This is a genomic window from Enterococcus sp. 3C7_DIV0644, from assembly GCF_002141235.1.
Lineage (GTDB): Bacteria > Bacillota > Bacilli > Lactobacillales > Enterococcaceae > Enterococcus_D > Enterococcus_D entomosocium.
Window position 1 is genome coordinate 3,423,328 of sequence record NZ_NGLK01000001.1, and the last position, 14,525, is coordinate 3,437,852.

Sequence of the window (14,525 nt, forward strand, 5' to 3'; positions counted from 1 at the left end):
CGTGAGAAAGCGTTTTTTTGCGTGTTGTGCACGCTATAATTGGTTTCGTAAAGAATTGAGGAAGAAAGAGGGATTCTTTTGGAGATCATAAATTTTAATGAAGGTTGGGTCTGTGGTGTTTTAGGCACAAACAATCAGAAACCTGTTTCCATCCCACATGATGCAATGCGCGAAGAGCCACGAAGCGAATCGAGTTTAGGCGCTGCCAACATCGGCTGGTATGAAGGACTTGATTACCTCTATAAGAAAACATTTTTCGTGCCTGAGGACTACCAAGATAAAAAAGTCGTTTTTGAATTTGAAGGAGTCTATCGCAACGCCGAAGTGATCATCAATGGAAAAAAGGCTGGTTTTCGTCCATACGGATACACCAACTTTTATGTCGAAGCGGATGCGTTTTTGCACTTTGGATCGGAAAATACCATTGAGGTCATTGCCCGAAATGCCGATCAGCCAAATAGTCGCTGGTACACTGGCACAGGGATTTACCGTCCCGTCAATCTGCTGGTTTTACCGAAAAAGCATCTTTTGCTAAATGGCATAAAAATCACTACTGTATCAACAAAACCACCAGTGATTTCATTGACTTTAAAATCCAACAGTAAAGGCGAAGCGCGGGTCTCGATTGTCGATGGGGAGGAAGTGATCGCAAGGACGAATGTCTCGATCGACGGATCAGCACAGATCAACCTACCGCTGCCCAATGCAAAGGCATGGTCACCAGAAGAGCCGAACTTATACGAGTGTCAAGTTGAGTACGAAGGGAGTCAATACCAGACACGTTTTGGTCTGAGGACCTTGACTTGGGATTCGGAAGCGGGGCTTTTGATCAATGGGGTTCGTCGCATCTTAAAAGGGGCCTGTATACATCATGACAACGGCTTGTTAGGCGCCGCTGCTTTTCCAGATGCCGAAAGACGAAAAGTCAAGCTCTTGCAAGAAGCTGGCTATAATGCGATTCGTTCAGCCCATAATCCTTGCTCAAAAGCACTACTTGATGCTTGTGACGAGTTGGGAATGCTGGTCATGGATGAATATGTCGACATGTGGTACACCCATAAAACCCGTTACGATTATGCCAATGATTTTAGTGATTGGTGGCGTCAGGATCTTGCTGATATGGTGGACAAAGATTTTAATCATCCTAGCGTGATCCTCTATTCGACGGGGAATGAAGTCTCGGAAACAGCCGAACCACGGGGGATCGAGCTGACGAAAGAGTTAACGGAACACTTGCATGGGTTGGACCCAACGCGACCGGTAACATGTGGTGTCAACATCTTTTTCAATTATCTAAGCTCATTAGGCTTTGGGGTCTATACTGATGAAAAAGCCCAAAAAGAAAAGAAAAAAGCTGTCGGAAGTGAGTTTTATAATAAGCTGGCTGGTTTGTTGGGCGATAAAACCATGAAGTTGGGGGCCACCCTCAGAGGAAGTGACCGCACGACCTATGAATCATTTGCCAATATGGACATAGCCGGCTACAATTACGGCATTTTACGCTATAAAAAAGACCTGAAAAAATATCCAAAGCGCCTGATTTTAGGCACAGAAACTTTCTGTAAGGATGCTTTTTATTTCTTGGAACTGGCAAAAAAACACCCTCGTATTATTGGGGATTTCGTGTGGGCAGGCATGGACTATATCGGTGAAGCCGGTATTGGTTCGTGGGTTTATGAAGATGCCTATCCTAAAAATGCCAGTCCAGCTGGTTGGTTGACCGCTGGAAGCGGTCGCTTGGATATCACCGGTGCAGCAGGTGGCGAAACCCTTTACACAAAAGTGGCATTCGAAAAAACCACAACGCCCCTTTTAGCGGTGAAGCCTGTTTATCAAAAAGGCAAACATTCACCATCCGCATGGAAATTGACGGATGCGATGTCTTCTTGGACATGGCCGGGCTGCGAAGGTCAGAAAGCCGAAGTAGAAGTCTATGCTCGAGCGGCTCAAATCGCTCTTTATTTGAATGATCAGCTCGTCGTTAAGAAAAAAATGAAAAATGATTGTCGAACCGTCGTCAAGACCACTTATCAAAGTGGCACATTGACCGTTGTTTCCTATGACGAAAATGAGCAAGAAATTAGCCGTAGTTCTTTAGTGACCGCACAAAAAGAAACTCAGTTAACGCTTGAACCTGAAAGTAGTACTGTTTCTCCTCGAGGGCTGGCCTTTATTCGTTTGCGGTATACCGATCGCAACGGCATTTTAAAGCCGATGGAAAACCATGAAGTCGCGGTTTCTGTCAAAGGCGGTAAGCTATTAGGGTTAGGTCATGCTTGTCCTTACAACCCAGAAGGCTATACTGGTTCGAAAACGAAAACCTATTATGGCGAAGCACTAGCGATCGTGCAAGCTGATTCTGAAGCAAACGAAATCGAACTGATGGCAGCTGACGGAAGTAGGTCTGAGCGTACAGCCATTCAGATAAACGAAGTAGTGAAAAAAAGCAATGACACGAAATGAAGGAGGATGTATGCTAGAGATTACGCGTTTTACTGTTGAAGATTTAGAAAAAGAATGCGTCACTGATAAGTCCAATCCTTGTTTTTCCTATACCGTTGCCAGTCAAAGACAAAATACAACGATCAAAAAAGCAGTCTTAACGCTGGGGGAATGGACGTGCGATGCGACCAGTGGGAACCATCATTATTACGATGGTCCGCCATTGGAGCCTTTCGCCACCTATACCGTCCATTTGACAGTAGAAGATGATCAAGGAAATCAAGCAGCAGCCAGTTGCGATTTTGAGACGGGGAAGATGGACGGTTCATTTTCAGCATCATGGATCACCAATGGAAGTTATCGTTTTACGGAGAAGAAAGCATCGCCAAAACCGATGTACTTCAAACATACCTTTTCCTGTGAAAAGTCAGTTGTCAAGGCACGGATTTATGCCACAGCGTTAGGGATCTATGAGATGACCCTGAATGGAGAAAAAATTGGTCGCGACTATTTTGCTCCAGGTTTCACCTCTTATAAACATCAGTTGCAGTATCAAACGTATGACATCACAAAACAGTTGGCAAAGAGCAACGAAATGGAAGTTGTCGTGGCAGGAGGATGGGCTTCTGGTGCGTTTACCTACGCACGACGCAACCGCGTCTATGCCAAAAGACAAGCCTTTTTAGCGGAGGTTCACATTGAATACAGTGATGGGTCTTTTGAGAAGATCGTTACTGATACAAACTGGCAAACAGCAATGGAGGGTCCGTTAAAAGAGGCGGAATTTTACAACGGCGAAATTTACGATGCACGGTTCCATGAAACGCAACGCTCGTGGCAACCAGCTTCCCTTGAAACAGTCAAAATCAAGCCGCGGATCATTGCCCAAATTGGTGTACCTGTGCGAGAGCATGAGGTTTTTGAGCCAACGTCAATGACACGATCACCGAGTGGAAAATGGCTCTATGACATGGGGCAAAATTTTGCCGGTATTGTCAAGCTGACCATTCAAGGAAATGAAGGTCAGAAACTAACGATCAGACATGCTGAAATTTTGATGGATGGCAAACTGTTTACCGAACCGCTCAGGACTGCGAAGCAAGCAATTATTTACACCTGCAAGGAGGGAAAGCAAGTCTATCAGCCACGGTTGACCTACATGGGCTTTCGCTATCTGAGTGTCGAAGGAATCGATCCAGAAGCAATCACCATTGAAGGAATCGCTTTGTATTCTGACGTAAGGGAAACCGGCTCTTTTACTTGTTCTAATCCTCAGTTGAATCAGCTGCAAAGCAACATTTTGTGGGGAGCAAAATCTAATTTTGTCGATATTCCCACCGATTGCCCCCAACGGGATGAACGAATGGGCTGGACCGGGGATATTGCTTTGTTTGCTCGAACGGCTTCTACTAACTTTGATATGCGTCGTTTTTATGAGAAGTGGCTTCAAGATGTCCGTTCAGAACAAAGAAAAAGTGGCGGAATTCCAGTAACCGTACCGCTGGTGGTCGTGCCTTTTCAATGGGAGATCATGATCCCAATGGCCGTTGATCACTGGGGAGATGCCGTGATTTTGGTTCCATGGGCGGAGTACTTAAGTAGTGGTGATCCAGAAATCCTGCGCACCACATACCATGCGATGAAGAAATACCACAAAGCGTGTCTGTTTTGGGCACAACTGTTTTCCTTTGGCAAGCACCGACGAATTTGGCGTTTGCTGCATCATTATGGCGATTGGGTCGCCCCTGAAGGCAAACTTTGGACGTGGATGCTGCGGGGCAAATGGACAGGCACGGCTAGCCTTGCCAACACCAGCAATCTTTTAGCACAGATTGCAACGATCTTGGGCTATTCTGAAGATAGCACGTACTATCAGAAAATTTTTCATGAAACATCCACTGCTTATCGCCAATTACTGATGGACAAAGATGCCCGTGTGAAAAAAGAATTTCAAACTGCGTATGTCTTACCGCTTTATTACCAAATGCTTTCAGAGACAGATGCGAAAAAAGCGGCAGCCAACCTGGCACGTTTGGTACGAGAAAACGAATATCATATCGGCACCGGTTTTCCTGGTACCCCGTATATTTTGTTTGCATTGGCAGATAATGGGTATGTAGAAGAAGCCTATCGAATGCTTTTAACAGATACCTGCCCATCTTGGCTTTTTCAAGTAAAAGCTGGCGGCACAACGATTTGGGAACGCTGGGATGCCTTGAGAGAAGACGGTACTAGTAATACGGGTGCCGATGATGGAACCAATGGAATGGTTTCCTTCAATCATTATGCCAGCGGGGCAGTCGGCGACTTTTTCTATCGGCGGATCGCCGGGATCGAACCGATCAAAGGCGGCTATCAAGCGTTCACTGTGCGACCGATCATTGGTGGTGATCTGACCTTTGCCAAGACGAAAGTAAGGTGTAGTTATGGCGAAATTATCAGCAATTGGCAGATCGCTGATGGTTACTTTTCGATTGAAGTGCAGGTACCTATCGGGACGACCGCTTATTTACAAATGCCTAGTGGTCAGCGCCATCAGTTGACCAACGGACAGTATCATTTTTCAGAAGCAATAGGAGGAAGCAGCGCATGAAAGTCAAAACACTCTTTGAAGCGCCCGCCTTCAAGACTAAAATCACCACCGCAAAAGTCGAAAAGAAAGAAGTTTTTCTAGGATATTTTATTGGGCCTTTTTTGGCATTGCTTTCCAATGCGATCTTCGGTGCCTATTTGAACCGTTATTATTCAGATGTGATTGGTTGGACAGATACAAATCAGTTCGGGCATTTTTCAGCCTTATTACCATTAATCTCAGTGGTCTTTGTCATTTTGGGTAACTTATTCGTTGGTCGATTAATCGATAATACGCGAACCAGCCAGGGAAAAGCTCGACCGTATATGTTGATTTCTGCACCGTTATTGGTGATAGCGATCGTATTTCTATTCATTACACCAACGAACGCATCCCCGACGTTACAGATGATCTGGCTGGCGTTTTCCTATAATTTTTATTACGCCGTAGCCTATCCATTCTTTTACACAGCACATAGTTCCATGGTCGCCTTATCCACACGAGATAGTAATCAGCGCGGCAAATTAGCGACATTTTCTAATGCCTCGGGTGTAGCGGCTGTCGGGTTAGGCGGAAGTATCTTAGTGCCGATCTTGTTACAAAGCTATCTTTTCGTTTCGACGGAGGGTGTGATCGATCGAGCAGCTAGCTATAACAACTGGCGCGTGATGATGATCTTTTTATGTGTCACGACGTTTCTAGCCATTTTCTTAGAGTATTACTTTACCCGAGAACGAATCACTGAAGAAAACGCCAAACTAGCGATCAAAGAAGAGAAGATTTCTTTGAAAAAGCAGTTCTCCGCCTGTATTTCGGATAAGTATTGGTGGTTGATCATCTCTTACTTCTTCTTGTTCCAGTTCGGTGGGCTCGTAAAAAACGGATCGATGGGGTATTACGCTCGCTGGATGTTTAGTTCCGTGGTCGACGAAGCCTCTGCCGGTGTCGCAATGGGCTCACTAGGTTTGATCGCTGGTTTACCGACCGCAATTGGGATGTTGGTGGCATGGCCGCTGGCAAACAAACTGGGTAAACGCAATTCCGTTTTGCTAGGGATCGTTTTTGCTGTGGTAGGTGGCCTGATCAGTTTTATCGATGTCCATGATTTCACAACGGTTGCCATCGGTTTGGTTTTAAAAGGGATCGGTGCTGTGCCTGCGATGTTTGTGACACTAGCGCTACTTTCAGATGTGCTGGATCACTTAGAAGCCAAAAATGGCTTTCGTAGCGATGGGTTTACGATGTCTGTTTACGGTTCGATCATGGTAGGTCTGACAGGGGTTGGGAATGCCTTAGTCAACAGTTTGCTGACGCTCAGCGGCTATGACCCGACTGCTGTCACCCAAAACGCACAAGTTTCGTCCGTTCTTGTTTGGGCATTTTTAGGGTTTGAGTTGATTTGTTATGCGGGTATTGCGATCTTGCTCCTTTTTCTAACCGTAGAAAAGCACACGAAAGAAGATCAGGCGCTGATCTTAGCTAGTCAGAAGGAAAAGGTTCTCCAATCTGGCGGAGAATGGATCGATCCCCAAGAACGATTGATTTTAGAAGAACAACGGGCAAAACAATCGCAAGAAGCGATGAAAACCTAAAGGAGGGAGTAGATAAGAAAATACCATTCAAGAAACATATCCAAAGGGAAAACATGAGTTGAAAAAAGGAGGAAATCTACATGAATCAAAATCTATCACGACTATGCAGAGGGATGACTGCACTGTCATTATCGATGTCAGGTGCTTTGATGGGCTTGACCGGCGTTGCAGATCAGTGGCGCCCGATCATTGATGGTGCCCTTGGGACTTCAAGTACCAAAATCATCAATGATGACAAATTCACTTCTGATTACGAAACTAGTGCGGAGCTGATCCAAGCACATCGTGACCTGGGTGAACGAATGTCAGCAGAAGGGACCGTTTTATTAAAAAATCAAAATCAAGCGTTGCCCCTAGCGGAAACAGAGAATCGGGTCACCTTGTTGGGGATGGGGAGTGCTTATCCATTTTTAGGTGGGACAATGGGGAGTACCGTTGTTGGCGATTCCCAAATCAATCTCCAAGAAGCTTTAGAGGAACGAGGATTTGAATTAAATCCTACGATGACGGAGATCTACAATGGTCTGGGGGAGATCCAGACCGGCTCTTTTGAGCGTTTTGGGAATACCGTTCCGATCTACGGGCATCGTCCAGCTAATTTTTCAACCCCTTATGAACCATCTGAACCAGCAACAGATCTTTATGAGACGGCACAAAATGATGATTCCGACTTTACAGAAAGCTTTGCTGAGTATAATGATGCCGCCATTGTGGTGATTTCACGACCAGGCTCTGAGGGCAGTGATTACTATCCTGGAGAAAAAGGCATCGATCAAGAAGTTTATGGTACGGATACGCCGCTAGGTCTAGTTGAAAATGAGAAAGCCTTGATTGAGCTTGCGAAAGAAAACTTCGATCGCGTGATCGTTATGATCAACAGCAGTTCGACGATGGAAATCGACGAGCTGGAAAAAGACGATGCCATCGATGCTATTTTGTACGTTGGGTTCCCTGGTGCTTATGGCTTCTTAGGTGTTGCCGATATTTTGACGGGAGCAGTCAATCCTTCAGGACGCTTGACGGACACCTATGCTGTTGCAACTGCGAATTCCCCTGCGATGCAGAATTTTGGTAAAATTGAGTTGGATGATCTATCTCAAATTCGTTTTGAGGAATCCTTGATGGGGGAACTGCCAGCAACTTCTCCTTTAGGAAGCTTTGGTGGGGATGCGTCATTAGCTGCCGACCACTACTTGATCCAAGCCGAAGGAATTTATACCGGTTATAAATATTATGAAACCCGCTATTATGATACAGTGGTCGGTGCTGGACAAGCCGATAGCAACGTCGGTGCGATCGATGGGGCAGACGTTTGGGATTATGCCAATGAAGTGACCTATGATTTTGGGTTTGGTCTTTCTTATACGACCTTTGACCAGCGTTTAGATGCGATCGATATCGACGAAGAAAACAATAAAGTAACTGCGACAGTGACTGTTACCAATACAGGAAATGTAAGCGGTAAATTTGCTAGTCAGCTATACTTTAATGCGCCATACACGGACTATAATCGTGAGCAAAACATCGAAAAGGCAGCTGTCAATCTCATCGGATTTGAGAAAACAGAGCTATTAGAGCCTTCTGAATCGCAAACAGTTACGATCGAAGTTGACATGAAATATATGGCTAGCTGGGATTCGACAGCGAAAGACGGATTAGGCGGGTATATTTTAGATGGCGGCGATTATTATTTTGCTGTTGGTGATGGAGCACACGAAGCCGTCAATGCAGTATTGGCAGCTAAAGGGCATGATACCGATGGAAATGAAGCTCAGGTAGTGAGTGTGGCGATCGGTGAAGAAGGAACCGTTGACGAAGAAACATTTGCTTATTCTGAAAATGGCACGGCGATCGTGAATCAGCTGGAAGATGCCGACATCAACTACTACAAACCAGACTATGCCACCTATCTTACTCGACAAGATTGGGCAGGAACTTTTCCTCGAACCTATGACGATTTGACGATCGACGGTGACAAAGTGGAAGAATGGGTCCAAAACCTTGCGAATGAAAACTATCAATTTACGGAAAATGGGGAAGCCAATGTAGATGGAATCGAAGACCCATTGATGTTTTCTGATATGGCAGGGGTCACTGACATCGATGATATTCGTTGGGATCAGCTAGTCAATCAGATTCCTTTAGACATTTTGATACCGCGAATCGCTAAAGGTGGAAGTACGAGTGATGTCATTGAAGAAATCAATTCGCCACTCGTTTATCAAAATGACGGTCCGAATGGTTTCGGCACAACGCTAAGTGGTCGAGGGTTAAATGAAGATGATGAAAATGCTGATTACCATCTAGGAACGATGGCAAATGCTACGATCATCGGCAGCACCTTTAGTCATGAGCTGGCAGAAGAATGGGGCAACTTACTTGGTAATGACGGTCTATGGAGTGGAAATTACTTGATTTGGGGGACAGCAGCTAATATTCATCGGACCCCTTACAACGGAAGAAACCATGAATACTATTCGGAAGACCCAATGTTGTCTAATTATATGTCGGCAAATACAGTCAAAGGTGCCTTGGACTACGGAATCATAATCGGTCCAAAACATCTGGCATTTAATGATCAAGAAACACAACGAAGTGGCATCGCGCCTTATATGACGGAGCAAAAAGCCCGTGAAGGCGATTTACGTGCCTTCCAAGGATCATTTGAGGATGCGGGCGCGTTAGGTGCAATGGTGACCTTCAGTCGGATCGGTGCAACGAATGGGAATAATTCTGTCCCAATGTTGATCAATATTTTACGAGAAGAGTGGGGCTTTAATGGCTTATTGACGACAGATATGGTCAACAACAACGGCTACTTCCGTCCAGAATCCATTATTATGGCAGGCGTTACGATGATGGCAGATTTTGCCTCAAATGAGACGATGGCGAATGTCATAGAGGCTTGGCCTTATCTGACCGTTGATTTGGCAGCCCAAGATGCGCAATTTGTTGAACAAGCGAGAGAAAACATGAAGTATCAATTATATGCCTATGCCCAAAGTGCCGCCCAAAATGTTCAGACGATCCGAATTACGCCATGGTGGGAGACAGCCATGACCGTCGGAATCTATGGCGGCCTTGCAGTAGCAGTTATTAGCTTTGGTGGCTATGTCTTTATTTCAATGAAGAAGAAGGGAGCGGAACAATGATGACAATGCTAAAGAAACAAAAAATCAGTTTGTATATCTATCTGCTGGTTTTCGTCCTTACGACGAGTTTGGTCTTCTTGTATATCTCCAACGTTAATAAAGCGTATTATCAAGACATGCAAGTCAATGTTTTGTATTTGTTAGCAGCAGCGCTAGTATTCCTGCTTTTGACGATTGGGTTATCCTTTCATGCAAAAACCAAATCACTGTTAATGGCAGCTGATATCAGCCGTATCGTAGCTAGTTTATTGATTATCTTAGGTGGAGTGCGCTTCATCAGCATGCGACTTGAATCCTTTGGCTATATTTTCGGCTCTAACCTTGAAATGAACAATGAAGCGGCGTTCGATGCGGGCTCACAAGCCATCATGATCATCGTTATCTTCGTAGCCACTTGGTTGATCTCTGTCATCGCAGCCTTTTTCGATGTTGGACAGAAGAAAACAGTTACTGGTTAAAGCGATAAAAAATAAAGCATAGAGATGACGTGAAAGCGTTCGTTCTCTATGCTTTTCCTGCGTAAAAACAATCGATTCACAAATAACGAACTATGTTAAAATAAAAAAAGAAAAACGACAAAAAAAACGCTTTACTTTTTATGAGGAGGGAGATTGAATACTATGACTATAAAAAAACGCAGCGGGCTGGTGAGCGCATGATCCGTGTTGGAATCGTGGAAGATCAAGAAGAATATCGGCAACAGCTCTTGTCTTATTTACAAACTTTTCAAGAAAAAGAAGGAGTCGTTTTTCAAGTAGAAACCTTTCATGATGGGTATGATTTCGTAGAGCGTTATGACTCGGAATTTGATTTGCTGTTGATGGATATCCATCTACCATTGATCGATGGAATGTCAGCGATCGAGGAAATTCGCAAGCGGGATTCCGATGTCTTCGTCATTTTTATTACCAGTACGGCGCAATATGCAGTCAAAGGCTATGATGTCAATGCAATTGGCTATATCCTTAAACCCTTTAATTATTATTCGTTGTCGGAGTATTTAAAAAAAACAATCAAGCGACTGAAGATGAAAGAAGACAGTTTTCTGCGTATTAAAGCCGGACAGAATTATTATCGCGTCAATCAAGACGCGATTCAGTACGTGGAAAGCCAAGGACATAAATTGATTTTTAAATTAACGGATCAAGAATTAGAATCGATCGGTGTCATGCGGGAATTGGAACAGCAGTTACAACCAGATCGTTTTTTACGGATCCATCGTGGGTTTATTGTCAATCTGAGGCATATCACGGGTATTAATCATTCGACTGTGATCGTTGGAGAAGCAGAGTTGCCTATCAGCCGAGGAAAACGCAAATTGATCATGGATACACTGGCGAAACAATGGCATGTCTAAATGACTATTAGATGAGGTGAAGCAATTTTGTCCCCGTATCAACTATCAGAAACTCCAGGTATTTTTTATGCGATCGCTTATTGGATGAGTACCTTACTTTTCGTATTACTGACGAAAACAGAGAAGCTAACCAAGAAAAAAATTGGGCGGGTCTTTGTATTCCTTTTGATCTTGTATCTGCATATGGAAATCATCAATGCCGATGTCTCACAAGTCTATTTTATTCCGATCATTATAATTTCAGCACTTATAATGTTTCTATTTCTTTTTACCACTGCTGAGATTCCGTGGAAAAATGCCTTGTATTTCACTGCACGGGCATTTATCGTAGGTGAATTTGCTGCATCACTCACGTATCAAATCTACTATTTCCTTGTACTGGATTTCAAAGTTTCCTTCGATTATATCGGGACCTATGCGTTTATTTTTTTGGGATGCAGTATGCTGTTAGGCCTTTTGTACAAATTGGAAAAACGATTTGTGATCGAAAGTGCCGAACAAGTGATCACCTATCGAGAAATCACTTCGGTGATGATTATCGTGATCGTTGTTTTCACCATGAGCAATATCAGCTATGTGTATCAAAATACTCCTTTTAGTGGCAGCATGGCTAGAGATATTTTTAATATTCGAACGATGGTGGATTTTGGGGGAGTGGCGCTGCTGTTTGCCTACCACGTTCAATTGAATGAAATGAAACAAAAATTTGAGGTTCAGAAGTTAGAAAGCTTGCTAAAAAATCAAATGATCAATTATCAAACCTCGGAAAGAAGCATTGAGATCATTAATCAAAAGTATCACGACCTGAAACACTTGATCAATATTTTGAAAAATGATCCTCTCTCGCAGGAGACACAGGATTATTTGGCTGTCATGGAAAAAGAAATCAACTCGTATGACTTAAGGATGGACACTGGCAATAGTGTGTTAGATATTGTTTTGACAGGAAAACAAATCTTTTGTCAGAAAGAAAAAATCACCTTCACCGTGATTGCAGATGGGGCAAGCCTTTCTTTTATGAATTCAGTGGATATCAGTACGCTTTTTGGTAATATTATCGACAATGCCATTGAAAGTGTCCGCAAAATCACCAAAGAAGATAATCGCTTGATTCAATTGAAAATCAGCCGTAAAGGGGAGATGCTTTTGATCTGCCTAGAAAATCGCTACGAAGAACCCTTAACGTTTGAAAACGGCTTGCCGATCACTACCAAGAAAGACAAACATTTTCATGGGTATGGATTAAAAAGTGTCCGCGAAACGGTGAATAAATACAAAGGAACGATGGTGATCCAAACAGAAGATGGCTGGTTTGAACTGAAATTGCTGTTTCCCGTAAGGCATTCTATGCCAAAACGAGGATAAATTGGAGCAGATATCGCTAAGATGTCTGCTTTTTCTGTAAAAATGAAAACTTTGCACTATATTTCAGAAAGAAATTCTGGTATAATGGCTTGTCGAGTGCAATGTCACCAAAAAAGGAGTTTATAAATTGAATATTAGAAATGATATCCGCAACGTCGCTATTATTGCCCACGTTGACCACGGAAAAACTACATTAGTTGATGAATTATTGAAACAATCCCAAACGTTAGATAGCCATACCCAATTACAAGAACGGGCGATGGATTCAAATGCGATCGAAAAAGAACGTGGCATCACGATCTTAGCGAAAAATACAGCGGTTGAATACAACGGTACAAAAATCAATATCATGGATACCCCAGGACACGCGGACTTTGGTGGTGAAGTAGAGCGGATCATGAAAATGGTCGATGGTGTTGTTTTGGTTGTTGATGCTTATGAAGGAACGATGCCTCAAACACGTTTCGTATTGAAAAAAGCGTTGGAACAACACTTAGTGCCAATCGTAGTTGTCAACAAAATCGACAAACCATCTGCTCGTCCTGAGCATGTTGTCGATGAAGTCTTAGAACTATTTATCGAATTAGGTGCCGACGATGACCAATTGGACTTCCCAGTGATCTACGCTTCTGCGATTAACGGAACTTCAAGTGAATCAGATGATCCTGCTGATCAACAAAAAACGATGGCACCATTGTTTGATACGATCATCGAACATATTCCAGCGCCAATCGACAACAGCGACGAACCATTGCAATTCCAAGTATCATTGCTTGATTACAATGACTACGTTGGACGTATCGGTATTGGCCGTGTCTTCCGCGGATCAATCAAAGTCGGCGACCAAGTTGCATTGATGAAATTAAACGGAGAAGTTAAAAAATTCCGTGTGACGAAACTTTTCGGTTTCTTCGGTTTGAAACGTTTAGAAATCCAAGAAGCCAAAGCCGGTGATTTGATTGCCGTTTCTGGGATGGAAGATATCTTCGTTGGTGAAACTGTTACACCAATCGATCATCAAGATTCATTACCTGTTTTACACATTGATGAACCAACTTTGCAAATGACCTTTATCGTGAACAATTCACCATTTGCGGGTCGCGAAGGAAAATTCGTAACCGCTCGTAAAATTGAAGAACGCTTAATGGCGCAATTGCAAACAGACGTTTCATTGCGTGTGGATCCAATCGGACCTGATTCATGGATCGTTTCTGGACGTGGCGAACTTCATTTGTCAATTTTGATCGAAAATATGCGTCGTGAAGGCTTTGAATTGCAAGTTTCTCGTCCAGAAGTTATCGAACGCGAAATCGATGGCGTGAAATGCGAACCATTTGAACGGGTGCAAATCGATACCCCAGAAGAATACATGGGATCAGTAATCGAATCATTGGGAATGCGTAAAGCAGAAATGCAAGATATGATCAATACAGGGAATGGACAAGTACGGATCATTTTCTTGGCACCAGCTCGTGGCTTAATCGGTTACACGACAGAATTCCTATCAATGACTCGCGGCTACGGCATCATGCACCACACCTTCGATCAATATTTGCCAATGATCCAAGGACAAATTGGTGGCCGTCATCAAGGTGCACTTGTATCGATCGATACAGGAAAAGCAACGACTTACTCGATCATGAGTATTGAAGAACGTGGAACGGTCTTCGTTGAACCAGGTACCGAAGTGTACGAAGGAATGATCATTGGTGAAAACTCTCGTGACAAAGACTTAACGGTCAATATCACGAAAGCAAAACAAATGACCAACGTCCGTTCAGCAAACAAAGACCAAACCTCAGTTATCAAGAAACCTCGTATTCTTTCTTTGGAAGAATCACTGGAATTCTTGAATGATGATGAATACTGTGAAGTAACACCAGAAAGCATTCGTTTAAGAAAACAAATCTTGAACAAGAGCGAACGGGAAAAATCACAGAAAAAGAAAAATAACTGATAACTAAAACAGTGATCAAAAGTTTTAAACACTTCTGATCTGTTCGATTTTCCGAAGGATGGAAAAGGGATTGCTCCTGTGTTGCAGC

The 14,525-nt window shown here is 43.5% G+C and carries 8 protein-coding genes; all 8 read left to right on the forward strand.

What is annotated here, in order from left to right; genetic code table 11:
- Positions 1-78 precede the first annotated feature (78 nt).
- Positions 79-2,463: a glycoside hydrolase family 2 TIM barrel-domain containing protein gene (locus tag A5877_RS16180; RefSeq protein WP_086317317.1), complete on the forward strand. Its 2,385-nt coding sequence runs from the start codon at positions 79-81 to the stop codon at positions 2,461-2,463.
- Between the two features lie 10 nt (positions 2,464-2,473).
- Complete coding sequence (locus tag A5877_RS16185; protein ID WP_254907496.1) at positions 2,474-5,035, forward strand: alpha-L-rhamnosidase; 2,562 nt, start codon at positions 2,474-2,476, stop codon at positions 5,033-5,035.
- Entirely contained in the window at positions 5,032-6,606 is a 1,575-nt protein-coding gene (locus tag A5877_RS16190; RefSeq protein WP_016611074.1) for an MFS transporter, read from the forward strand. The genes A5877_RS16185 and A5877_RS16190 overlap by 4 nt, the downstream gene beginning before the upstream one ends.
- An 80-nt stretch (positions 6,607-6,686) precedes the next feature.
- Positions 6,687-9,758 (forward strand): glycoside hydrolase family 3 protein, encoded by a 3,072-nt coding sequence (locus tag A5877_RS16195; RefSeq protein WP_254907497.1) that lies wholly within the window; start codon positions 6,687-6,689, stop codon positions 9,756-9,758.
- Positions 9,755-10,216, forward strand: a complete 462-nt coding sequence (locus A5877_RS16200; RefSeq protein ID WP_086317321.1) for a hypothetical protein — start codon at positions 9,755-9,757, stop codon at positions 10,214-10,216. The genes A5877_RS16195 and A5877_RS16200 overlap by 4 nt, the downstream gene beginning before the upstream one ends.
- Before the next feature lie 197 nt (positions 10,217-10,413).
- Complete coding sequence (locus A5877_RS16205) at positions 10,414-11,115, forward strand: LytTR family DNA-binding domain-containing protein (protein WP_087627605.1); 702 nt, start codon at positions 10,414-10,416, stop codon at positions 11,113-11,115.
- A gap of 27 nt (positions 11,116-11,142) precedes the next feature.
- The gene (locus tag A5877_RS16210; protein WP_061054025.1) at positions 11,143-12,480 is read left to right on the forward strand and encodes a sensor histidine kinase; all 1,338 of its coding nucleotides are present in this window, start codon (positions 11,143-11,145) and stop codon (positions 12,478-12,480) included.
- A gap of 127 nt (positions 12,481-12,607) precedes the next feature.
- Positions 12,608-14,437, forward strand: a complete 1,830-nt coding sequence (typA, locus tag A5877_RS16215; RefSeq protein WP_005236363.1) for a translational GTPase TypA — start codon at positions 12,608-12,610, stop codon at positions 14,435-14,437.
- Positions 14,438-14,525 lie beyond the last annotated feature (88 nt).

Coding starts and splice junctions, on each gene's coding strand:
- A5877_RS16190 (WP_016611074.1), top strand. CDS start 5,032: ATGAAAGTCAAAACACTCTTTGAAGCGCCCGCCTTCAAGACTAAAATC.
- A5877_RS16195 (WP_254907497.1), top strand. CDS start 6,687: ATGAATCAAAATCTATCACGACTATGCAGAGGGATGACTGCACTGTCA.
- A5877_RS16185 (WP_254907496.1), top strand. CDS start 2,474: ATGCTAGAGATTACGCGTTTTACTGTTGAAGATTTAGAAAAAGAATGC.
- A5877_RS16205 (WP_087627605.1), top strand. CDS start 10,414: ATGATCCGTGTTGGAATCGTGGAAGATCAAGAAGAATATCGGCAACAG.
- A5877_RS16200 (WP_086317321.1), top strand. CDS start 9,755: ATGATGACAATGCTAAAGAAACAAAAAATCAGTTTGTATATCTATCTG.